The following is a 21923-nucleotide window of genomic DNA, read 5'->3' on the forward strand; positions in this document are numbered from 1 at the left end:
GGTCGGGAGATAATGCGTGACCTCGCGGCAGAACTCGGGAAATGGCATGCGGCGCGGAAGAATTACGCCGTTGCCTCGGTCATCGGCATCACCGGAAGCGCGCCCCGGCCGCTCGGTGCCGCCATGGCCGTCGACGATGAGGGCACAGTGATCGGAAGTATTTCCGGTGGCTGTGTGGAAGGCGCCGTTTACGAGCTCTGCCGCGAGGCACTTCGCACCGGAACGCCGGTGCGCGAAAGCTTCGGGTACAGCGACGACGACGCGTTCGCGGTCGGGCTGACCTGCGGGGGCGTCATCGAGGTCTTCGTGCAGCCGGTGGGGGAGGCCGAACGGTCCGTCTTGGATACGGTGCTGCGGGCGGTCGAACCCGTTGCGCTGGTGCGTGATCTGCGTTCCGGCGAGGCGATGGCCGTCGGCGCGTCCTGGATCGTCGGGACGGAATTCGATGCCACCGTCGCCGCCGAGGCGCGGGCGATGCTCGAATTCGGCGCGACCGGGGTGCGGGTGCTCGGCTGCGCCGATCGGGAGCGCACCGTCTTCATCGAGTCGCAGGTGCCGCCGCCGCGGATGATCGTGTTCGGCGCAATCGATTTCGCGGGCGCGGTGGCGCGGATCGGGAAGTTCCTCGGCTACCACGTCACCGTGTGCGACGCCCGGCCGGTGTTCGCGACGAAGGCGCGGTTCCCGGAGGCGGACGAGGTGGTGGTTTCCTGGCCGGACCGCTATCTGGCCGGTACGCAGGTGGATTCGCGCACCGTGCTGTGCGTGCTGACGCACGAGGCGAAATTCGATGTGCCACTGCTGGAGGTGGCGCTGCGGCTGCCGGTGGCCTATGTCGGCGCGATGGGCTCGCGCCGCACCCACGCGGACCGGATGGCCCGGCTGCGCGCCGTTGGATTGACCGAAGCCGAACTGGCGCACCTGCGTTCGCCGATCGGGTTGGATCTGGGCGGACGCACCGCGGAGGAGACCGCGGTATCCATCGCGGCCGAGATCATCGCGTTGCGCCGCGGCGGCTCCGGCCTGCCGCTCGGCACGAGCGGCGCCCCGATCCACCGGGACAGCGTGCCGGTGCCCGAGGTCGCGGTGCCGGATACCCTCGAATTCGCGGAGTTCGATGTGTCGCCGGGTCGTCCGGCTCGGCATGGGTGACCAGGGCGGTAGCCTGTTCGCCATGCGATTACGCGCGGAGTTCACCACCGAGCCCTTCCGTGGCGAGGGCGATCCGCCGCCGCATGCCACCGAGGCCTTGGCCGCGCTGGAGAAGCTCGGTCTCACATGCGAATTCGGCCCGCTCGGCACGTTGGTGGCCGGTCCGGCCGCGGCGCTGCTCCCGGCGTTGCAGCAGATGCTGGTGGTGGCCTTCGGCAACGGTGCATCACGGGTGACGCTGCAGGTCGAGCGGGACGATGACTGAATCGCCCAGGCCCGACCGCACGCATCCGGTGCTGGTCACCATCGCACCGCTGCTGGAACGCGTTGGCGCGACGCTGATTCCGGCCGCCGACTGTGCCGCCGACGATGTGCCGCTGGTGTGGGAGGGTGCGACGCTCGCCTGCGTGCGGCTCGGCGTCGCGGACGGTATCGAGCGCCTGCTGCGGGAGGTCGCGGCCGAATTCGACCGGCCGCTAGCGGAATTGCCGCGCGCGGACAAGCAGCGCGCGGTGCGGTTGCTGGAGGAACGCGGTGCGTTCAGCTATCGCAGGTCCGCCGAGACGGTGGCCGAGGCGCTGGGGGTCACCCGGTTCACCATCTACAACTACCTCAACCGCACTCGCTCCTGATTCGATAGTCACTTGAAACCCGTTGCGATGCAACGGGTGTCCCACGTTTCGTAGCGAGTTCGGCGGTTGCCGGGTTCTACTGACCGCAGCGCGGTTTCAACAAACTGTTGACGCAACGTCGTGACCTGTGACACTATTTCTCTAGTCGGAATCATAATTCCGCAATGCGAGAAAGTGCTGCCTATGCTCACAATCGACGAGTTCAACGGGTTGGGGAGCGAACGACTGTTGCCCGCGCTGCTCGAATGCTGCGACGCACCGCGATGGGCGAACGCCCTGCTCGGCGCCCGGCCGTATCGGGATCTCAACAGCCTGCTCGACACCTCCGATCGCCTCGCGGGCGAGTTCACCCCGGCCGAGGTGGACCGCGCGTTGTCCGCTCACCCGCGCATCGGCGAGCGCCGCGACGGCGCGGACCGTGGCGCGGCCTGGTCCCGCGCGGAACAGTCGGGAATATCCGCCGACGCGGCGACCGCGTTGGCTGCGGCGAATCGCCGGTACGAGAACAGATTCGGGCGCGTCTTCCTGATCTGCGCGACCGGTCTGACCGCCGACGAGGTGCTGACCGCGCTGGCGGCGCGCCTCGACAACGACGAGGAAACCGAAATCCGGGTGATCGCCGCCGAACTCGGGAAGATCGCCCGCCTGCGGCTGCGGAGGGTGATCGCGGAATGAGCGCTGTCACAACGCATGTCCTCGATACGGCGCTGGGTGTACCGGCCGCCGGAGTTCCGGTGCGGCTGGAGCTGGCCGGCGCGGGCGTACTCGGCGCCGGTGTTACCGACCTTGATGGCCGGATCCGGGAGCTGGGCCCCGACCACCTCGAATCCGGTTGCTACCGACTCGTTTTCGACGTCGCCCAGTACGGCGTCGCCACCGGGCAGGACTACTTCCTCACCACGGTGGATATCGGCTTCACGCCTGTCGAGGGGCGCGCGCACTACCACATACCGCTGCTGCTCAGCCCATTCGCCTGTTCCGTTTACCGAGGGAGTTGAACGTTTCGCATGGCAATCCAGCTTGGACACAATCAGTACGGCAAGGCCGAGAGCCGGGTGGTGCGGGTCTACCGCGACACCGATCGGCACGTCATCCGCGATCTCAATGTCTCATCGGCGCTGCGCGGCCGGTTCGGCGATGCGCACATCACCGGTGACCAGCGCGACGTCCTGCCCACCGACACCCAGAAGAACACCGCTTTCTCCTTCGCCAAGGAGAAGGGTGTGCGCGCCATCGAGGAATTCGCGCTGACGCTGGCCGACCATTTCATCGCACGCTGCCCCGGCGCCGACGGCGCGCGCGTGGAAATCGAGGAGTACGCCTGGGACCGGATTCCGGTAGACGGTGCGGGACACGATCATTCGTTCGTGCGGGCCGAGGGCGGCGTGCGCAACACGGTCGTCAATATGGACGGCTACGGCGACCAACGCCGCACCCACGTGATCACCGGCATCCGAGATCTGTTGCTGCTCAAGTCGACCGGCTCGGAATTCCACGGCTTCTTCACCGACAAGTACACCACCCTGCGGCCGACCGAGGACCGCATCATGGCGACCTCACTGGTCGCGCGGTGGCGCTACGACCATACGGAGGTGGACTGGGACAAGTCCTATGCCTCGATTCGCGCGACCCTGCTGCGCCAGTTCGCGGTGGTGCATTCGATGGCGTTGCAGCAGACCCTCTACAGCATGGGTCGCGCTGCGCTGGAACAGCATCGGGAGGTCGCCGAGATCAAATTCTCCGCCCCGAACAAGCATCACTTCCTGGTGGATCTGAGCCCGTTCCAGGTGGAGAATCCGGGCGAGGTGTTCATCGCCGCCGACCGTCCCTACGGTCTGATCGAGGCGAGCGTGCACCGCGACGATGCGACCCCGGCGGGCAACGCCTGGCTCGGGGTGCCCGGATTCTGTTGAGGAAACACCATGAAACTCACTGGGCGACAAAGGCATCCGGGCACCGAGGACGAACGCTATCCGCTGCCGAAACTCGTCGTCTACGGCACACAGCACATCCTCACCATGTACGGCGGGGTGATCGCGCCGCCGCTCATCGTCGGCGGGGCGGCGGGACTGTCCGGCGCGGATATGGCGCTGCTGGTCACCGCGGGACTGTTCGTCTCGGGTGTCGCCACCCTGCTGCAGACCATCGGGATCGGCTGTATCGGCAGCAGATTGCCTATCGTGCAAGGCATTTCGTTCGCCAGCGTATCGACGATGGTGACCATCGCGCATTCCGGCGGGCTGCGGGAGGTCTACGGGGCGATCATCGTCGCCGGGCTCATCGGCCTGGTGCTCTCCTCGTTCTTCGCGAAACTGGTCCGGCTGTTCCCGGCCGTGGTGACCGGCACGATCATCACCGCGATCGGATTGTCGCTGCTGCCGGTCGCATTCCAGTGGGCGATGGGCAACGATCCGCGCCAACCCGGATACGGGTCGATGGGCAATATCGGCTTCGCCGGCCTCACCCTGTTGATCATCCTGGTGCTCAGCCGGGTGTTCCAGGGTGCGATCTCGCGGCTGTCCATACTGATCGGGCTGGTGCTCGGCACGGCGGCGGCCGCGCTGGCGGGCAAGGCCGACTTCGGCGCCGTTGCCCACACGAAAGTTGTTGCGCTACCGCAGTTTCTGCCGTCCGGCGCACCGACCTTCGAGATCGGGGCGATCGTCTCGATGACGATCGTGATCCTGGTGATCATGACCGAGACCACCGCCGATATCCTCGCCATCGGCGAAATCGTCGGCACCACGGTCGATTCCGGGCGCGTCGCGGACGGTCTGCGCGCGGATATGGCGGCCACCGCGGTGGCGCCGCTGTTCGGGGCCTTCCCGTGCAGCGCCTTCGCGCAGAACGTCGGATTGGTCGCGCTGACCGGCATCAGGAGCCGGTTCGCGGTGGCCGCGGGCGGCGCGGTCCTCTTGCTGCTGGGTTTGGTGCCCGCGATCGGTGCGATAGTGGCCGGCATTCCGTATCCGGTGCTCGGCGGCGCGGGCATCGTATTGTTCGGATCGGTTGCGGCGAGCGGTATCCGGACGCTTGCACGGGTGCGGTTCCAGGACAACCTGAATATGGTGATCGTGGCCGTATCGCTGGCCGCGGGCCTGATTCCCATTGCCGCGCCGACCTTTTGGGATGCCTTTCCGCGATCGTTCGCGGTGGTGGCGCATTCCGGAATCAGCGTGACCGCGCTGGTCGCGATCGTGCTGAACCTGCTGTTCAACGAATTGACCATCGGAAATCGATCCGGCGCGTCGGTATTCACCGCCGCCGCGGACGAACGGGACGGTTTCGGCGACCGGATCGACGACGACATCCGGGACTGAGCCGCCGGGCTGGACGAACCTACGAAATCGGCTCCCGATCGATTCGCAGGATTGTGCTGATCGCGGCTTTCGCGGCGGTGTGACCGCCGACATAATTTCGATCGACGGAAAGGAAGGACCCGATAATGCCCCTGATTTTCCTGAACGGCGGCGCCATGCGCGGCGGTCCGCTCAACCATCTGCTCGACGGCGCGCCGTTCGCGGGCACCGCACGGACCGCACCGCAATACCGGTTCTATTCGGTCGGTGACCGTTTTCCCGGGCTGCATCCGGTATCGGACGGCGGGGCCGCGATTCAGGGCGAGCTATTCGATGTTTCCCTCGACGTGCTGCGCACCCGGTTATTGCCCGCCGAACCGCCGGAATTGGAATTGGGCGTAATCGAGCTCGACGACGAGCGGTCGGTGCTTTCGATGGTGCTGCGCCGTCCGCCCGTTTCCTATCCGCAACTCATCGATATCACCGAAATCGGGAGTTGGCAGAAATACCGCGAAGGAGCATGATGCCACGGTTCGACGTGAACTGTTCGATACTCTTCACCGAACTGCCGCTGCTGGAACGCCCGGCCGCGGCCAAGGCCGCCGGATTCGACGCGGTCGAATTCTGGTGGCCGTTCGGGGCGGATCCGGTGCCGGGCGACCGGGAAATCGATGCGTTCGTCGGTGCGCTCGCCGACGCCGGGGTGCGACTCGTCGGCCTGAATTTCATCGATCTCATTCCGCTCGGCGGCCGCGGTCTGGTGTCGGTGCCGGGCGAGGTCACCCGCTTCCGCGACAATATCGACGTCGCCGTCGGCATCGCCGAGCGCACCGGCTGCAAGGCGCTGAACGCACTGTACGGCAACAGGATCGAGGGTGAGGATCCGGCGAAACAGGACGAGCTGGCGCTGGAGAACCTGCGCCTGGCCGCCCAGGCCGCCGCGGGCATCGATGCCGTCGTCCTGGTCGAGGCGCTGAATTCCATTGAGTCGCCGCACTATCCGATCGTCGACGCCGATCACGCCGTGCGCGTCATCGAGCAGACCGGTGAGCCGAATATCCGCTTCCTGCTCGATCTCTACCACCTGGCCCGGATGGGCGCCGATCTGAATCGGGTGATCCGAACGCACGCAGCGCATCTCGGCCACGTACAGATCGCCGATGCGCCGAACCGCGGCCGTCCCGGCAGCGGCGAACTCGACTTCGCCGAACTGTTCGCCACCCTCGACGAGGTGGGTTACGGCGGCTGGATCGGCCTGGAATACAAAGACCCTGAACTGGATTGGACTTGGATCAAGTGAAGAAGATTGGTTTTGTCGGGCTGGGGATCATGGGGAGCCCGATGGCTGGACACCTCGTCGCGGCCGGATACGAGGTCACCGGTTACGACGTCGCCCCGGCCGGGCTGGAGAAGTTGAAGGCGGCGGGCGGCGCGACGGCGGGCAGCGTCGCGGAGGCGGTGCGGGACAAGGACATCGTGATCACGATGCTCCCGCAGGACGAGCACGTGGAGGCCGTCTTCACCGAGGTGCTGCGGCACGCGGAGAAGGGTGCGCTGTACATCGACTTCTCCACGATCGCGCCGAAAACCGCGCAGTGGACCGCGACCGAGGGCGCCGCGAAGGGTCTGCGCGTGCTGGACGCGCCGGTGAGCGGCGGCGAGGCGGGCGCGGTGAACGCGGCCCTGTCGATCATGGTCGGCGGGTCGGCGGAGGACTTCCAGACGGCGCTGCCGATTTTCGCGGCCGTCGGGAAGACGTACGAACTGGTTGGCGGCAATGGTTCCGGGCAGTGCGTCAAGGCCGCCAACCAGCTCGTCGTCGGCGGTACGTACGCCCTTGTGGCAGAGGCGATCCTGCTCATGGAGAACCTGGGCGCGGATGCGAAGAAGGGCCTGGACGTGCTGGCCGGTGGTCTGGCGGGCAGCCGGATCCTGGAGCTGAAGCGGGAATCGATGCTCGCCCGCAATTTCGTACCCGGCTTCCGAATCGACCTGCACCACAAGGATATGGGCATCATCCTGGCCGCGGCGCGCCAGGCCGAGGTGTCGATCCCGATGGGCGCGCTCACCGCGCAACTGATCCAGGCGGCCCGCGCCATGGGTTATGGGAATCTCGATCATTCGGGTCTGCTTCTGGTGGCCGAAGCGCTGTCGGGTCGCGGCGAGGGGAGCTGACGATGGCTCGTATGCGTGCGGTTGATGCGGCTGTGTTGATTCTGGAAAAGGAAGGAGCGACACAGGCTTTCGGGTTGCCGGGGGCGGCGATCAACCCGTTCTACAGTGCGTTGAAAGCCCACGGTGGGATCGGGCATGTGTTGGCGCGGCATGTGGAGGCGGCCTCGCATATGGCCGAGGGCTACACCCGCGCGGCGGCGGGGAATATCGGGGTCTGTGTCGGGACCTCCGGTCCGGCGGGGACCGATATGGTCACCGGGTTGTATTCCGCGAGTGCGGATTCGATTCCGATCCTATGCATCACCGGGCAAGCGCCGGTCGCCAAACTGCACAAAGAAGACTTCCAGGCGGTCGATATCGCCGCGATCGCGGGACCGGTGACCAAGTGGGCGGTCACCGTGTTGGAGGCCGCCCAAGTGCCCGGCACCTTCCAAAAGTCGTTCCGGCTGATGCGCGAAGGCCGTCCCGGCCCGGTATTGATCGACCTGCCGATCGATGTGCAACTAGCCGAGATCGAATTCGATATCGACACCTACGAGCCGCTGCCGGTGCAGCGTCCGGCCGCGACCCGCGCGCAAGCGGAGAAGGTGCTGGCCATGCTCAATGTGGCCGAGCGGCCGTTGATCGTGGCTGGGGGCGGGATCATCAATGCCGACGCGGCCGAATTGTTGGTGGAATTCGCTGAGCTGACCGGGATTCCGGTCGTGCCCACCCTGATGGGATGGGGTGCCATCCCCGATGACCACCCGTTGCACGCGGGGATGGTGGGGTTGCAAACCTCGCACCGGTATGGCAACGCGTCGCTGTTGGCCAGTGATGTGGTGGTCGGGATCGGGAACCGGTGGGCCAACCGCCACACCGGCGGCCTCGACACCTACACGCGGGGGCGAACGTTCGTGCACATCGATATCGAATCCACCCAGATCGGGCGGGTCCTGGCCCCGGATTACAGCATCGTCTCCGACGCCGCCGCAGCCTTACGCGTGTTGATCGATGTCGCGAAACAACACGCCGCACAAGGCAAACTCGCCGATCACAGTTCGTGGGCAACCCAGGTGCTCGCGCGTAAGCAGACGGGTTTGCGGAAAACGCATTTCACGCAGGTGCCGATCAAACCGCAACGGGTGTATGAGGAGATGAACCGGGCGTTCGGCCGCGATGTCCGCTACGTGTCCACCATCGGGCTGTCCCAAATCCAAGCCGCCCAACTCTTGCACGTCTACCGGCCGCGGCATTGGATCAACGCCGGACAAGCCGGGCCACTGGGCTGGACCTTGCCCGCCGCGTTGGGTGTGGCGACCGCCGACCCCGACGCGACGGTGGTCGCGCTCTCGGGTGACTATGATTTCCAGTTCCTGATCGAGGAGTTGGCTGTCGGCGCGCAGTTCAACATCCCGTATATCCATGTGGTGGTGAACAACTCGTATCTGGGGTTGATCCGGCAAGCCCAACGCCAGTTCGACATGGACTATTACGTCCAACTCGACTTCGACAACATCAACAGCCCCGAACTCGGCGGCTACGGCGTGGACCACCTCAAAGTCGCCGAAGGCCTGGGCTGCAAAGCACTCCGCGTCTTCGAACCCGACCAGCTGGCCCAAGCCTTCGAAGACGCCAAAAAACTCCTCACCCAATACCGCGTCCCGGTCGTGGTCGAAGTCATCCTCGAACGCATCACCAACGTCTCCATGGGCCTGGAGATCGACAACATCAACGAATTCGAAGAACTCGCCGAAACCCCAGCCGACGCACCCACCGCGACCTTCGAACCGGAACCGGCATGACCGGACCGGGCGCACCGCGCAAGCTGTGGCAGGAAGGGCATATCGTCCTCGCCCCTGACAAATTCAAGGGGTCGTTGACGGCGCCGGAGGTTGCCGCACACCTGGCGGCCGGACTGCGTCGGGTCCGGCCGCACCTCCCGGTGGTCGTGGCGCCGGTGGCCGACGGCGGCGACGGTACGGTCGACGCGGTGGTTGCGTCCGGTTTCGCCCGGTTCCAAACGAATGTGACCGGACCGCTCGGCGATCCGGTGGTCGCCTCGTTCGCGATGCGGGGCGACTCGGCCGTCGTCGAGCTGGCCGAGGCATCCGGACTGCGCCGGGCGCCCGAACCGACTTCCGAAACGGCGTTGGCGGCAACGAGTTTCGGCACCGGTGAGCTCATCAGAGCGGCGGCGGCACGCGGTGCGCGGCGAATCGTGTTGGGCCTTGGCGGAAGTGCGTGCACCGACGGCGGCGTCGGCCTGCTGTCGGCGCTGGGTGCGCGGTTCGTCGATGAGCGTGGCCGGCCGATCCCGCCGGGCGGCGCGGGTTTGCGGACGGTGGCCCGCATCGACACCACCGACTTGCTTCGGGTGCCGGTCACCGTCGCCTCCGATGTGGACAACCCACTGCTCGGCCCGCGCGGCGCGGCGAACGTCTACGCGCGGCAGAAGGGTGCGAGCGAGGCGGATATCGCCGAACTCGAAAGCGGCTTGGCGCATCTCGCGCATATCGTCCGGCGCGACCTCGGTATCGATGTCGCGGACACACCGGGCGCGGGCGCCGCGGGCGGGGTCGGCTATGCGGCCCTTGCCTTTCTGGGTGCGGCGGTCCGGCCGGGTATCGAGTTGATCCTCGATGAGCTCGGTTTCGCCGAACAGGTCGAGGGGGCCCGGCTGGTGATCACCGGCGAGGGCTCCCTCGATCGGCAGACGTTGCACGGTAAGGCGCCCGTCGGGGTGGCGCGGGCGGCGGCAGCGGCGGGCGTCGCGGTGGTGGCCGTCGCCGGACGGCGCGAGCTGACGGACGGGCAGCTGCGCGGTGCCGGAATCGCGGCGGCGTACGCGCTCACCGATCTGGAGCCGGATCCGGCGGTGTGCATGCGCGAGGCGGGTCCGCTGCTGGCCCGGCTGGCGGCCGATATCGCAGGCGAATGGCTGGGTGACCCGCTGCGGGCCGAACGGCGGCAACACGTATGACGTTGGTGGACAGGGTGTTTCGAGACGAGGTTGGTGTAGATGTATGAGCTGGTGATCCGTTCCCGGCGCGTGGTGCTGCCGGACGGCATCCGGGCCGCGACGGTGGCGGTGCGCGACGGGCGGATCGCCGCCGTCGTCGATCACGCCACCGCGCTGCGGGGTACGACCATCGTCGACCTGGCGGATCTGGTGCTGCTGCCCGGTCTGGTCGATTCGCATGTGCACGTCAACGAGCCGGGGCGAACCCAGTGGGAGGGGTTCGCCACCGCCACCAGGGCGGCGGCCGCCGGCGGCGTGACGACCATCGTGGATATGCCGCTGAATTCGCTGCCGCCGACGGTGAGCGTGCCGGATCTCGGCGTCAAACGGGCTGCGGCCGCCGGGCAGTGCCACGTGGACGTCGCGTTCTGGGGCGGTGCGATTCCAGGTAATCTGCCCGCGCTGCGCCCATTGCACGAGGCGGGCGTCGTCGGCTTCAAATGCTTCCTCTCGCCGTCGGGCGTCGACGAATTCCCGCCGCTCACACTGGAAGAGGTCGCCGCGGCGATGAAGGAGATCGCCGAATTCGACGGGCTGCTGGTGGTGCACGCCGAGGATCCGGCGCGGCTGCGGGAGCCGGACGGCGGAAGTTACCGCGCCTTCCTGGATTCCCGGCCCGGCGCCGCGGAAATGGTTGCGGTGCAGCAGGTTATCGCGCTGGCCGAGGCGACCGGCGCCCGCACCCACATCCTGCACGTCTCCGCCGCGGACTGTCTGGAACCGCTGGCCGAGGCGCGGCGGCGTGGCGTGCGGATCACCGCCGAGACCTGCCCGCACTATCTGACACTGTCCGCGGCACAAGCGGATTCGACGGCATACAAGTGCTGCCCGCCGATCAGGGACGCGGCCAACCAGGACGCGCTGTGGGAGGGTCTGCGCTCCGGGGTGCTGTCCTGTGTGGTGTCCGATCATTCGCCGTGCACGCCGGATTTGAAGGTCGGCGATTTCGCGACCGCATGGGGCGGCATCTCGTCGCTGCAGCTCGGCCTGCCCGCGGTCTGGACCGCCGCGCGCGCAAGGGGATTCGGCCTCACCGACGTGGTGCGCTGGATGTCCACCGCACCGGCCGAACTGGTCGGCCTCACCGACAAGGGCCGTATCGCGGTCGGCTGCGACGCCGATCTGGTCGCCTTCGACCCGGCCGGCTCGTTCACCGTGGAGCCGAACGCCTTGGCGCACAAGAATCCGATCACACCGTACGGCGGTCAGGAACTGTCCGGCATCGTCCACTCCACCTGGCTGCGCGGCCGGGTCGCCGGCGCGGGGCATCCGCAGGCCGGACGGCACCTGCTCATCGAAAACCGTTGAGGGAGAATATATGTCAGATTTCACCGGCCTGCCCGACCTGGCGCTGCGCAGCAACCGAGGCAGCGTACTCGCCGCCAGCGACGAATCCTTCGAGGAGCGGGAGAATCTCATCAACCCGTGGGAGCCGAAGTTCTCCCCGGAAACCTTCGGCCCCAAGGGGCAGGAGTACGACGGCTGGGAGACCCGCCGCCACCGCGGCCCCGGACACGACTGGGCCATTGTCCGATTGGGTTTCGCGGGCGTGATCCGCGGCATCGTCGTCGACACCGCGTGGTTCAAAGGCAACTACCCGCCGCATATTTCGGTGGACGCGGTGCGGGCGCAGGGTTATCCGACCGTGGCGCAACTGAATACGATGAAATGGTCGCAGCTGGTGCCGCGCAGCGCGATCGGCGGTGACGCCAAGCACGAATTCCCGGTATCCGACGAGCGGATCTTCACCCATGTGCGGCTGAATATGCTGCCCGACGGCGGAATCGCGCGGCTGCGGGTGCACGGCGACGCGGTGCCGGATCCGGCGCTGCTCACCGGGCTCACGGTCGACCTCGCCGCGCTGGAGCACGGTGCGCGCACGGTGGGGTGCTCCAACTGGTTCTACTCGGCGCCGGACAATATGCTCGCGCCGGGCCTGGCGCGCAATCAGTCAGAGGGCTGGGAGACCGCGCGCCGTCGTGACGACGGAAATGATTGGGCCACGATCAAGCTTGCCGCTCAAGGGATTCCGGAGGTGCTCGAGCTCGACACCAGCAACCTGCTGTTCAACGCGCCGGGTGCCGCCAGAGTTCTCGGCATCGATCACGATGGTGGGGGCCCGCTGCCGCCGGTAACCGATCCGGCGTGGTTCGAACTCCTGCCCCGCACCCAGCTGCAGCCCGACACCCCGCACAAATTCCGGCTGACCGTCCGCCGCCCGGCGACCCACGTGCACGTGGATATCTACCCGGACGGCGGCATCGCGCGGCTGCGGGTCAACGGTGCGCTGACCCCGGCCGCCGAGGCGGCGCTCACCGCGCGGTGGAATCAGGCGTAGCGGCTCACATCGAGCACCGTGACGTCGTTGCCGCCCAGGGTGGCGCCCAGGTAAACGCGTTGGCCGTTGGGCGATACCGCGATCGCCGGTTCGAATCCGGTGCTCACGTCCAGCGTGTCGACCACCTGACGGCTGGCCGCGTCGACCACGGCGAGCACGCTGCTGGTGGGATCCTTCTTACCGGCGACGAAAATATAACGGCCGCTGGGTGATACGGCGATGTTGACATTGGACAGGGTGAGGTTCACCGTGCCGGCGACGCCGCCGGTCGCGGCGTCGATGACGTCGATGCCGCCGGAGGGTTTGGGCAGGTAGAGGTATTTGCTGTCCGGGCTCACGGCCATCCGCACCGGCTGCGCCTCGCGGGGGATCTGGGTGACGACCGTGTCGGCGGCCGTGTCGACCACCGAAATACCGTGCGGGTCACCGACATACGCGTGTTTCCCATCGGGCGCCATGACGACCAGCTTCACGCCGTAGAGCTGGCCCGCGCTGAACGGGATGGTGGTGAGCGGGGCCATCGCCTGCGTGTCGTACACCGTCACCGTCGGGTTCACGCCGTTGGCGACGTAGAGCCTGCGGCCGTCGGGTGTGAGGGCGACGCTGTCGGCCGGGCCGCGCACCTCGCGGGCGCTTTGCCGGACAACGGAATTGGTCGTGGTGGAGATCGCGGCCACCGCGATATCGGTGACCGTGTAAACGAATTTGCCGTCGGCGGAGGCGGCGAGGCCGTACGGTATGCCGGGCACCGGAATCGACGCGGACATCTTGTTCGTCTCGGTGTCGATGATCGAGACCGTGCGGTCCTTGCGGTTCGAGACGAACAGGTGCCGCGAATCCGTGGCCGCCGCAAGGCCGCCCACCTCACCCGCGTAGATGCGCGGCGGGCCCGGGGCGACGGAGGTGGTGAGCCCGCTCGTCGCGGCGGTCTGCGGATTCGAGTCGCGCAGGACGAAGGCGAGGACGGCGGCGATCACGGTGAGCGCCACCATCACCGTGGCGCCCGCGACGAGGAAGGGGAGGAGTCTGCGGGCCTTCGGGCTGAGCGTCGGCGGCGCGGCGGGACGCCGGGGCGGCGGTTGCTGGATGCCCGCTACGGCCGGGAAGCCCTGATGCGGAGTCGCGGGACCGGGCAGCGGCCGGGCGTCGCGGTCCGTCGCGGCATGCGGATTGCCCTGGGGGGCTTGTGGATTCGCCGGTGCGGGGGACGGCACGGTGGTCGCGTTCGGCTCGGTGGTCGCCTCCCACCGGGTCGGGGAGCGTTGTGGTTCGGCGCCGGATGGCATTTGGATGCGATGCCGTTCGGTGACCGCCTCGGATGGGGCCGGCTGTTGTTGTGCCGCAGCCGGTTCCGCCACGGTCATGCGCACGGTCTGTGGGATCGGCGGGTCGAGCCGGACCACCAGTTGTGCCGCGAGCGGGCGGTCGTCCGGATTCTTGCGCAGGCATTCGAGCACCACCTCGCGCAGCGGTTCCGGTACCCGGCGCAGGTCGGGTTCGATCTCGATGATCCGGTGCAGTACCTCGATCGGGGAGCCGGCGCCGAACGGTCCGGCGCCCGTCGCGGCGTAGACCAGCGCCGCGCCGAGCCCGTAGACGTCGGCGGCCGGACCGGCCGGTTTACCCTCGGCCACCTCTGGCGAAAGATAGCCAGGATTGTCGAATACCGGTGTGGCGGATACCAGGTCGGCGGACTCCGGGGTGATTCTGATGGCCGCGGGCGACATACCGCCGTGCACCTGCCGGGTCGCGTGCAGGCGCGCGAGTCTGCGCGCGACATCCGCGCCGAGCCTGCGCACCAGGTCCGCGGGCAGCGGACCCTGGGCGGCAACGATTTCCAGCAGTGAGCCGCCCGGCTCAGCACCTGGTTTCAACGCTATCCCCTCGCTCGCACCGATTCCGCGCCGTCCGCGCATCCATGATCATCTTCCGCTACCACCCCGGTCGCCGAACCGCAGGCCCGGCGGTGCGTCGTGCCATCCCACCACGATGGCACTCGGAAGGCGAATCCGGTAGCCGGGGCCCGCTATACGCGTAGCGCGCGGATGAGAGTGGAGATAGCGGTGAGGGTGTCGGCTCGCCGCCGCGCCTGCTCGCCCTTCGGTGCGGCGGCGATCCAGCACGACGCATCGATGAGCGCGCCGTTGATGAGCACCGCGAGGCTGTGCGCGGAGACGTCCGGGGTGATCAGGTCCTGGGTTTGGGCCGCTGTCAGCAGGCTGGTCATCGACGCGACGCAGTGGGAGTTCGTCGCGTCGACCGTGCGTCCGAGTACCGACGGCGCGTCCTGGAACAGGATGCGCTGGATATCGGGTCGCGAGGAGAGCTCGAGATCGGCGCGACACCGCTTGTCCAGTGCGGTGAGCGGATCGGGTTCCCCCGCGATGAGTTCGGTCAGCCGCGCGTCGAGTTCGGTGTCGAGGGCGTCGACCACCGCGGCGAGCAGACCGCTCTTTCCGCCGAAATGGTGATAGAGCGCGCCGCGGGTGAGTCCGACGGAGGCGGTGAGATCGTCCATCGACGTGTCCGCGTAGCCGTATTCGCCGAAGTGATCCCGAGCCGCGTCGAGCAGCTTGATCCGGGTCTCCTCCAGCATGTCGGCACGTGTACGGCTCGCTCCCACATCGAGAAAGCTATTTGACATACGTCGCGTATGTCAAATAGCTTGCCTTCACATACGCGCCGTATGTGAATCTGGATGGCGCCGGTCGAAGGGAAGCGCATGGCCAACTCCTACCGCGAACTGTTTCGAATGCCGGGGGCGAAATCGCTCACCCTGGCGGGTTTGCTGGCACGAATGCCGTTGTCCATGGTGGGCATCGGGCTCATCACCATGGTTTCGCAAACCCGCGGCAGCTTCGGCCTCGCCGGAGCGCTCGCCGCGACCTACGCGATCGCGACGGCGGTGGCCGCGCCGCAGGTGTCGCGGTTGGTCGACCGATTCGGGCAGCGGCGGGTGATCCCGGCGGCCGCGGCGCTGAGCGTCACCGCGCTGGGCGCGCTCCTGCTGGTCTCGGCCGTGAACGGCCCCGACTGGTCGCTGTTCGCATCGGCCGTCGTCGCGGGCGCCATGCCGAGTGCGCCCGCACTGGTCCGCGCGAGATGGACCGAGCTGCACCGGGATTCGCCACTGCTACACACCGCGTTCGCCTGGGAGACGGTGCTCGACGAGGTGTGCTACATCGTCGGCCCGCCGATCTCGCTCGGGCTGAGCGTCGCACTGTTCCCACAGGCCGGGCCGCTGATCGCCGGTCTGCTGCTGATTATCGGAGTGCTGTGGCTGGCCGCCCAGCGGGGGACCGAACCCGCCGTCGGCGCGCTCGAGCGGCGCTCGCTGCTCAGCGCGCTCGAGCACCGCGCCGTGTGGACGGTGGCGCTGATGATGGTCGCGATGGGCGCCATCGCGGGCACCATCGATGTCGCGAGCATCGCCCTCGCCGAGCTACAGGGCAGCCCCGTGGCCGCGAGTATCGTGCTCTCGGTCTACGCCATCGGTTCGTGCGCGGCCGGATTCGCCTTCGGCGCAGCGAAACTCACCCGCCCGATCGGGCAGCTGCTCGGCTACGGCATGTCGGCGACCGCGCTCATGACGCTGCCGCTGCTGTTCGTGCACTCCATTCCGGCACTGGCCGTGACGGTCCTGATCTCGGGCGCGTTCTTCGCGCCGAGCATGATCCTGGCGGCCCGGATCATCGAATCCACGGTTCCCCCGGCCACTCTCACCGAGGCGCTGACCTGGTCGACCTCGGGGCTCGGCTTCGGTATCGCGATCGGCCCGGCCGCCGCCGGACCGATCATCGACGGACACGGCGCGAACGCGGGCTTCGTGGTCGCGGTGGCGGCGGGCGCGGTGCTGCTCGGCATCGCGGCCCTCGGACGGCCGGTGTTCCGCACCGCCGAAACCGTCACCGTGGCAGCGGAACTCGACCAGACGCCGTGCCCGCAGTAGGCGCAACGCTAGACGGGCCAGTGTTCGGCCCACGGACGCGCCTGCTCCAATTGCGCTGCCACGGACAGGATCGTCGATTCGGCATTCGGGCGGGCGATGAGCTGGATGCTCAGCGGTAGTCCGTTCGGGGCGAATCCGGCGGGGACGGCGGCGGCCGGATTGCCGGTGACATTCCAGAGCGCGGTGTAGGCGGTCATCGGAAGGCTGCGCAGGAGGGCGCGCGGCACGCCGACACCGTCCAATTGGCCTACCGGCAGCGGTAATTGGGGCAATACCGGGGTGAGCAGCAGATCGTAGGTGTCGAAGAGGCGGTTGACGGTCGCGGCGACTCGCTCGCCGCGTTCCTCGGCCCAGCGCAGCACCGGTTCGGGGGTGAATACCCTGGCGAACGCGGCGATGGCGCGGGTGCGGCGCTCCAGGAGATCGGGCCGGGCGACGAGGTCGGCCTCTTCCTTTATGCCGCCGACGAATTGGGGGAGGAAGGCCGCGGTGGCATCCGGATAGTGCGGATCGAATTCCTCCACATGGTGGCCGAGCTTCGCCAATGTCTCCGCGGTATCGCGCACGGCCGCAGCGCATTCCGGCGCCGGGCGGACGAAAGGCACGGCGGTGCGGGTGGTCACCGCGATGCGCAGCAGACGCTCGGGTTCGGTTGTGCTGAAACGGATTTCGGGCGCCTGCCAGCGGTCGGTCGCACCGCCGCCCGCCAGCACCCCGTAGAGCAGTGCGCTGTCGGCCACCGATCTGGTCAGCACGCCGAGCACACCGAGCGCGCGCCACAGATCCCGGTGTGGCGCGGTGCTGATCCGCCCGCGCTGCGGCTTGAGACCGAACAACCCGCACCAGGCGGCGGGGATGCGGATGGAGCCGCCGCCGTCGCCCGCGGTGGCCGCGGCGACGATACCCGCCGCCACGGCGGCCGCCGAGCCGCCGCTGGATCCGCCGGGCGAACGCGTCGGATCCCAAGGATTGCGGGTGTAGCCGTTGGCCGAGGATTCGGTGAACGGCCAGGTGCCGAATTCCGGCAGCGCGGTCTTGCCGACGAAGACGGCGCCCGCCGCCCGCAGGCGCGCCACCATCGCCGAATCATCCTTCGCGGCAACGGTATTCGCCGCACCGCCGAAAGTGGTCGGCACACCGGCGATATCGGCCTCGTCCTTGACCGCCATCGGAACGCCGTGCAGCGGGCCGAGTGGCTGCCCGCTCGCCTGCTTGGCGTCCAGCGCGCGGGCCTGCTCGAGCGCTTCCGTGGCGAGCACCCGGGTGAACGCGTTGAGCCGCGGCTGCCACCGTTCGATGCGGGCCAGGGTCTGCTCGGTGAGTTCGACCGCCGAAATCCGGCCCGCGCGGACCGCATCCGCCTGCCCGGCGACGCCGCCGAATGCGAGTTCGGTCATGCCACCCCGCCTATATTCCGCTGCGTACTGTGTGACGGGATGGTTCGCACGACGCTCCTCTCGGCGGACTGGATGCACGATCTGGTGAGTACACGCCGGTTCCCGGCGGGTGTCAACCGGGACCGTTTCGGAATTGCGCGGTCAGCTGGTGGCCTGGACGCGCAGGGCGTCGAAGAACCACCACGCGGCGACGCCGGTCACCGGAAGGCCGACCACCACATTGCCGAACACCGCGCCGATCGCGCCGGCCGCCGCGCCGGTGACCAGGCAGCCACCGAGAAATCCCGGCACCGCGAGCACGCCGATGGTCGGCACGGCGGTCGCCGCGCCCACCAGCAGACCGCCCGCGACACACCCGATCGCCGCGCCGACGGCGGTGCCGATCAGCGTGCCGAGCGCGACGCCGAGGGCGGACTGGGTGGCGAAATTCATCACGGCGGTATTGAACGCGGTGGACTGTGGGTCGATCGCGATATCGCGGGCCGGGACGGTCGCGGGGATCGCGTTGCGCGGGTCGGTGTCGGGGGTGAGCCGCGCCGAGGTCGGGTGCACGGTGGTGGCGATCGGATGGATCAGATCGTCGCGCCGGTAGGTGAGCGGAAAGGAGGTGACCGGATTTCCGTCGGTATCGCGCACCTCCAGCCTGCCGTCGGTGGCCGCGAGCGTGCCCTTGTCGATGGTGAGCTCGACCGAACCGCCGTCCAGCCGCAGCGAATAGCCGATCTGTGGCGGAGACGGCTCGGCCGAGGCCCGCGCCGCCGAGCCGGTGACCGCGGCCACCGCACATGCCGAAACCACCGCGAATGTCATTGCCTTCATGGAACGAATGCCCTCTCCGCGCGAACCGCGCGCCGGGATGGAGTGAAAGTTGTTGTCCGGCACCGGAACGCGGATGCCGTCGGGGACAGGTCGGTGGTGACGGCCCGGAAGTTCCCCGCGATCGGCGATAGTGTGAGCCGGATCACCTGCGGCAGCACGTTTTCGGAGTTGCCGGAAATTCCCGGGAACTATCGCGTTCGATCGCGCGACTAGCTGATCATGCAGCGAACAGCCATGCGGATCGCGCCGCGGGGAGATTTCGGCGTCGTGGTCGAGGGTTTCGACCCGGCCGACGGGGACGATATCCGCGACCTCAAGCGGGCGATCTATCGGGAACGGATCGCGCTGGTGCGCGGGCTGGACCTGGACCCGCACCGATTGCTGGCGCTGGCAAGCGCTTTCGGGCAGCCGGTGCGGTATTACGAACCCATCTACGCGCATCCGGAGGTGCCGGATGTATTCGTCTCGTCGAATGTCGACAGCGGTCCGCGGCGCGTCGGCGTGCCGAAGACCGGGAAGTTCTGGCATTCGGACTATCAGTTCATGCCGCGCCCATTCGATCTGACGTTCATCCACCCGGTGGCCGTGCCGTCGCGCGATCGCGGCACCTACTTCATCGATCTGGCCCGCGCGCACGAGACCATCGACGCGCGCCTGCGCGCGGCCGTCGCGGGAACGACGGCGACGCACAGCGTGCACCGGTATTTCAAGATCCGGCCCGCCGACGTCTACCGGCCGATCTCCGAGGTGCTCGCCGAAATCCAGCGCAGGACACCGCCGGTCACCATGCCGACGATCCATCCGCATCCGCACACCGGCGCCGACGTCGTCTACGTCAGCGAGGGGTTCACCACCATGATCACCGAACCGGACGGCACCGAACGTCCCGACCTGCTGCACGAACTGCTCGACGCCACAGGGCAACTCGACGAAACTATGGAACATCCGGCGATCCGGTTGCAGACCTTCGACGCGGGCGATCTGCTGATCTGGGACAACCGCAGCCTGATTCACCGGGCCCGGCATACCAGCACCGACGAGCCGACGGTTTCGCATCGGGTCACCGTGTACGACGACGCGGGAATCCCGGCATGAGATATCCGAACGATCCGGCCCTGCTCGGCGAGGTGCTGCGCTGTTACCAGCCGCACTGCCGGTACCTGGGCGCGTTGCGTATCGAGTCGGATGGTGAAAAGACGGTCGGTACAGCCGATTTCGAGATAACGGAATCCTGCTACATCGACGCGACCGGACATCTGAACTCCGTCGAGGTGAACATCTGTTACAACCAGATGCTGTACCAGAGCATCGCGATGCTGGTGCGCAACCGGGTGGGCGCGGTGTTCGGCGCGTGGACGATGGACGAATTCCGGCGGCGGCAGCTGCCCGACATCCTGATCACCCGCTTCGAAAGCGCGTTCCGGCGGCCGATCGAGCCGCGTCGGTTTCACGGAGAGATCACGATCGACGGTGTCGCACAGCGGGTTTCGGGTGAGGGGGCGGAGTATATCGCGCTGGACACCGGCTTCCGGTGCTGGGACGACGCCGGTGGGGCGTGCGCGGGCGCGGTGCGGATCGCGGTCGTCGGCGCGGACTTGCGATTGGCGGCGGCGCGGTGACCGTGGGCCTGGCCGAGCGGACCATCGGCTCGATACTGGACGAATATGCCGCGACCCGGGGTGGCCGGGCCGCGATCATCTGCGCTGGAAGGGAACTCGACTACGCGACGTTGTGCGCGGACAGTTCGCGGCTGGCCGGTGCGCTGGCCGCGGACGGTGTCGCCGCCGGTGATCGCGTGGCCTACCTGGCGCAGGAATCGGTCGACTACTACCTGATGTTCTTCGCCTGCGCCCGGCTCGGTGCGGTGCTGGTGCCGATCAACTTCCGGCTGACCGCGCCGGAAGTCGAACATATCCTGCGGGATTCGGGCAGCGTGCTGGTCCTGGTCGACGACGGCACCGCAGAAATCGCGCGTGCCGCGGCGCCGACGCTGCGGCTGGTCGCGCTCGACGGCCCGGATTATCGCGAATGGCTCGGTGGCCCGGCGATTTTCGAGCGGCGAGCCGAATCGCGTGCGGACGCCGTCATCCAGCTGTACACCAGCGGCACCACCGGCCTGCCCAAAGGCGTTGTGCTGGCGCAGCGCAGCTTCTTCGCCATCGCCGAGGCCATGGCCGCCGCCGGATCGGACTGGATCGATTTCCGCGCGGACGACCGCAGCCTGATCGGGTTACCCGGATTCCACGTCGGCGGAATCTGGTGGGCGGTACAGGGATTCGCGGCCGGGATCACCAATGTCGCGATGCCGCGCTTCGACAGTTCGTCGGCCGTCGCGCTGATCGAACGGCTCGGGATCACCACCATGTGCGTCGTCCCGACGATGCTGCGGCTGCTAGTGGGCGAACCCGGCGTCGGCCCCGAGACCTTCGCCACGGTGCGCAAGGTGGTGTACGGCGGCGCGCCGATCTCGGAAACCGCGTTGCGGCAAGCGATCTCGGTTATCGACGCCGACTTCGCGCAGATATACGGCCTCACCGAGACCGGTAATACCGCCATCTGCCTGCCGCCCGCGGACCATCGGACCGGCGGACCGCGCACGGCCGCGGCGGGACGGCCGTATCCCGGTGTGCGTGTGCGGATCATCGACGAGGACGGCGCGGCGCTGCCGCCCGGCGCGATCGGTGAGGTATGCCTGCATACGCCCGCGGCCATGCTCGGCTATTGGAACCGGCCGGACGCGACCGCGGAAACGTTGGTGGACGGCTGGATTCACACCGGCGACGCCGGATACCTCGACACCGACGGTTATCTGTACATCCGCGACCGGGTCAAGGACATGATCATCGTCGGCGGCGAGAACATCTATCCCACCGAGATCGAGAACGTCCTCGCCCGTCATCCCTCGGTGGCCGACGCCGCGGTGATCGGCATCCCCGATGAGGCGCTGGGCGAGGCCGTATGCGCCTTCGTCGTCGCCAGGCCCGGCGCATCGGTGCGGGCCCGTGATCTGGTGGATTTCTGCCGAGAGCGGTTGGCGCTGTTCAAGATTCCCACCCGCATCGAATTCGCCGAGCAGCTGCCGCGCAACCCGAGCGGCAAAATCCTGCGCAGGCGGTTGCGCGCGCCGTTCTGGGCCGATCGCGAAAGACAGGTCAACTGAA

22 protein-coding genes are annotated in these 21923 nt (G+C 67.8%); 18 read left to right on the forward strand and 4 right to left on the reverse strand.

Annotated features, from left to right (window positions below; translation table 11 throughout):
• Positions 1–12 precede the first annotated feature (12 nt).
• The 14 genes from F5544_RS19325 (at position 13) to alc (ending at position 12597) form a co-directional block, all read left to right on the forward strand.
• Positions 13–1152, forward strand: coding sequence for an XdhC family protein (locus F5544_RS19325; RefSeq protein ID WP_167474474.1), 1140 nt, complete (start codon positions 13–15; stop codon positions 1150–1152).
• 22 nt (positions 1153–1174) lie between these two features.
• Positions 1175–1417, forward strand: coding sequence for a thiamine-binding protein (locus F5544_RS19330; protein ID WP_167474475.1), 243 nt, complete (start codon positions 1175–1177; stop codon positions 1415–1417).
• Entirely contained in the window at positions 1410–1784 is a 375-nt protein-coding gene (locus tag F5544_RS19335; RefSeq protein WP_167474476.1) for a helix-turn-helix domain-containing protein, read from the forward strand. The genes F5544_RS19330 and F5544_RS19335 overlap by 8 nt, the downstream gene beginning before the upstream one ends.
• Before the next feature lie 183 nt (positions 1785–1967).
• Entirely contained in the window at positions 1968–2459 is a 492-nt protein-coding gene (uraD, locus tag F5544_RS19340) for a 2-oxo-4-hydroxy-4-carboxy-5-ureidoimidazoline decarboxylase (protein ID WP_167474477.1), read from the forward strand.
• Positions 2456–2782: a hydroxyisourate hydrolase gene (gene uraH, locus F5544_RS19345; RefSeq protein WP_167474478.1), complete on the forward strand. Its 327-nt coding sequence runs from the start codon at positions 2456–2458 to the stop codon at positions 2780–2782. The genes uraD and uraH overlap by 4 nt, the downstream gene beginning before the upstream one ends.
• 9 nt (positions 2783–2791) lie before the next feature.
• On the forward strand, positions 2792–3697 hold the full coding sequence (gene pucL, locus F5544_RS19350) for a factor-independent urate hydroxylase (protein WP_167474479.1): 906 nt from the start codon (positions 2792–2794) through the stop codon (positions 3695–3697).
• A 9-nt stretch (positions 3698–3706) separates the two neighbouring features.
• Complete coding sequence (locus F5544_RS19355; RefSeq protein ID WP_167474480.1) at positions 3707–5104, forward strand: nucleobase:cation symporter-2 family protein; 1398 nt, start codon at positions 3707–3709, stop codon at positions 5102–5104.
• A 125-nt stretch (positions 5105–5229) separates the two neighbouring features.
• Entirely contained in the window at positions 5230–5607 is a 378-nt protein-coding gene (locus F5544_RS19360; RefSeq protein ID WP_167474481.1) for an allophanate hydrolase-related protein, read from the forward strand.
• Entirely contained in the window at positions 5607–6383 is a 777-nt protein-coding gene (locus tag F5544_RS19365) for a hydroxypyruvate isomerase family protein (RefSeq protein ID WP_238847334.1), read from the forward strand. The genes F5544_RS19360 and F5544_RS19365 overlap by 1 nt, the downstream gene beginning before the upstream one ends.
• Entirely contained in the window at positions 6380–7258 is an 879-nt protein-coding gene (locus F5544_RS19370) for an NAD(P)-dependent oxidoreductase (protein ID WP_167474483.1), read from the forward strand. The genes F5544_RS19365 and F5544_RS19370 overlap by 4 nt, the downstream gene beginning before the upstream one ends.
• 2 nt (positions 7259–7260) lie before the next feature.
• On the forward strand, positions 7261–9042 hold the full coding sequence (gcl, locus tag F5544_RS19375; protein ID WP_167474484.1) for a glyoxylate carboligase: 1782 nt from the start codon (positions 7261–7263) through the stop codon (positions 9040–9042).
• Positions 9039–10220, forward strand: coding sequence for a glycerate kinase (locus F5544_RS19380; protein ID WP_167474485.1), 1182 nt, complete (start codon positions 9039–9041; stop codon positions 10218–10220). Before gcl ends, F5544_RS19380 begins: the two co-directional genes overlap by 4 nt.
• A 39-nt stretch (positions 10221–10259) precedes the next feature.
• Entirely contained in the window at positions 10260–11567 is a 1308-nt protein-coding gene (gene allB / locus F5544_RS19385) for an allantoinase AllB (protein WP_167474486.1), read from the forward strand.
• 10 nt (positions 11568–11577) lie between these two features.
• Positions 11578–12597 (forward strand): allantoicase, encoded by a 1020-nt coding sequence (gene alc, locus F5544_RS19390; protein WP_167474487.1) that lies wholly within the window; start codon positions 11578–11580, stop codon positions 12595–12597.
• Here the strand turns inward: alc and F5544_RS19395 are convergent.
• Both F5544_RS19395 and F5544_RS19400 read right to left on the reverse strand, forming a co-directional pair.
• Positions 12588–14471: a protein kinase domain-containing protein gene (locus F5544_RS19395; protein ID WP_167474488.1), complete on the reverse strand. Its 1884-nt coding sequence runs from the start codon at positions 14469–14471 to the stop codon at positions 12588–12590. The two genes, alc and F5544_RS19395, sit on opposite strands and share 10 nt — an antisense overlap.
• Before the next feature lie 152 nt (positions 14472–14623).
• Positions 14624–15193, reverse strand: coding sequence for a TetR/AcrR family transcriptional regulator (locus tag F5544_RS19400; protein ID WP_167474489.1), 570 nt, complete (start codon positions 15191–15193; stop codon positions 14624–14626).
• A 126-nt stretch (positions 15194–15319) separates the two neighbouring features.
• Between F5544_RS19400 and F5544_RS19405 the strand changes: the two genes are divergently transcribed.
• Positions 15320–16546, forward strand: a complete 1227-nt coding sequence (locus F5544_RS19405; protein WP_167474490.1) for an MFS transporter — start codon at positions 15320–15322, stop codon at positions 16544–16546.
• A gap of 8 nt (positions 16547–16554) precedes the next feature.
• On the opposite strand, the gene F5544_RS19410 is transcribed toward F5544_RS19405, so the two are convergent.
• Together F5544_RS19410 and F5544_RS19415 are read right to left on the reverse strand one after the other, a co-directional pair.
• Positions 16555–17943 (reverse strand): amidase, encoded by a 1389-nt coding sequence (locus F5544_RS19410; protein ID WP_167474491.1) that lies wholly within the window; start codon positions 17941–17943, stop codon positions 16555–16557.
• 141 nt (positions 17944–18084) lie between these two features.
• Positions 18085–18753: a hypothetical protein gene (locus tag F5544_RS19415; RefSeq protein ID WP_167479332.1), complete on the reverse strand. Its 669-nt coding sequence runs from the start codon at positions 18751–18753 to the stop codon at positions 18085–18087.
• Positions 18754–18981: 228 nt separating this feature from the next.
• Between F5544_RS19415 and scoE the strand changes: the two genes are divergently transcribed.
• The 3 genes from scoE to F5544_RS19430 are packed head-to-tail and all read left to right on the forward strand — an operon-like array spanning position 18982 to position 21922.
• On the forward strand, positions 18982–19857 hold the full coding sequence (scoE, locus tag F5544_RS19420; RefSeq protein ID WP_238847335.1) for a (3R)-3-[(carboxymethyl)amino]fatty acid oxygenase/decarboxylase: 876 nt from the start codon (positions 18982–18984) through the stop codon (positions 19855–19857).
• Entirely contained in the window at positions 19854–20381 is a 528-nt protein-coding gene (locus F5544_RS19425) for an FcoT family thioesterase (protein ID WP_167474492.1), read from the forward strand. Before scoE ends, F5544_RS19425 begins: the two co-directional genes overlap by 4 nt.
• Positions 20378–21922 (forward strand): long-chain-fatty-acid--CoA ligase, encoded by a 1545-nt coding sequence (locus F5544_RS19430; RefSeq protein WP_238847336.1) that lies wholly within the window; start codon positions 20378–20380, stop codon positions 21920–21922. Before F5544_RS19425 ends, F5544_RS19430 begins: the two co-directional genes overlap by 4 nt.
• Position 21923: the final 1 nt, after the last annotated feature.

The sequence above is a fragment of the Nocardia arthritidis genome (assembly GCF_011801145.1).
GTDB classification, from domain to species: Bacteria; Actinomycetota; Actinomycetes; order Mycobacteriales; family Mycobacteriaceae; genus Nocardia; species Nocardia arthritidis_A.

Coding starts and splice junctions, on each gene's coding strand:
- F5544_RS19325 (WP_167474474.1), top strand. CDS start 13: ATGCGTGACCTCGCGGCAGAACTCGGGAAATGGCATGCGGCGCGGAAG.
- F5544_RS19330 (WP_167474475.1), top strand. CDS start 1,175: ATGCGATTACGCGCGGAGTTCACCACCGAGCCCTTCCGTGGCGAGGGC.
- F5544_RS19335 (WP_167474476.1), top strand. CDS start 1,410: ATGACTGAATCGCCCAGGCCCGACCGCACGCATCCGGTGCTGGTCACC.
- uraD (WP_167474477.1), top strand. CDS start 1,968: ATGCTCACAATCGACGAGTTCAACGGGTTGGGGAGCGAACGACTGTTG.
- uraH (WP_167474478.1), top strand. CDS start 2,456: ATGAGCGCTGTCACAACGCATGTCCTCGATACGGCGCTGGGTGTACCG.
- pucL (WP_167474479.1), top strand. CDS start 2,792: ATGGCAATCCAGCTTGGACACAATCAGTACGGCAAGGCCGAGAGCCGG.
- F5544_RS19355 (WP_167474480.1), top strand. CDS start 3,707: ATGAAACTCACTGGGCGACAAAGGCATCCGGGCACCGAGGACGAACGC.
- F5544_RS19360 (WP_167474481.1), top strand. CDS start 5,230: ATGCCCCTGATTTTCCTGAACGGCGGCGCCATGCGCGGCGGTCCGCTC.
- F5544_RS19365 (WP_238847334.1), top strand. CDS start 5,607: ATGCCACGGTTCGACGTGAACTGTTCGATACTCTTCACCGAACTGCCG.
- gcl (WP_167474484.1), top strand. CDS start 7,261: ATGGCTCGTATGCGTGCGGTTGATGCGGCTGTGTTGATTCTGGAAAAG.
- F5544_RS19380 (WP_167474485.1), top strand. CDS start 9,039: ATGACCGGACCGGGCGCACCGCGCAAGCTGTGGCAGGAAGGGCATATC.
- allB (WP_167474486.1), top strand. CDS start 10,260: ATGTATGAGCTGGTGATCCGTTCCCGGCGCGTGGTGCTGCCGGACGGC.
- alc (WP_167474487.1), top strand. CDS start 11,578: ATGTCAGATTTCACCGGCCTGCCCGACCTGGCGCTGCGCAGCAACCGA.
- F5544_RS19400 (WP_167474489.1), bottom strand. CDS start 15,193: ATGCTGGAGGAGACCCGGATCAAGCTGCTCGACGCGGCTCGGGATCAC.
- F5544_RS19405 (WP_167474490.1), top strand. CDS start 15,320: ATGGCCAACTCCTACCGCGAACTGTTTCGAATGCCGGGGGCGAAATCG.
- F5544_RS19410 (WP_167474491.1), bottom strand. CDS start 17,943: ATGACCGAACTCGCATTCGGCGGCGTCGCCGGGCAGGCGGATGCGGTC.
- F5544_RS19415 (WP_167479332.1), bottom strand. CDS start 18,753: ATGACATTCGCGGTGGTTTCGGCATGTGCGGTGGCCGCGGTCACCGGC.
- scoE (WP_238847335.1), top strand. CDS start 18,982: ATGCAGCGAACAGCCATGCGGATCGCGCCGCGGGGAGATTTCGGCGTC.
- F5544_RS19425 (WP_167474492.1), top strand. CDS start 19,854: ATGAGATATCCGAACGATCCGGCCCTGCTCGGCGAGGTGCTGCGCTGT.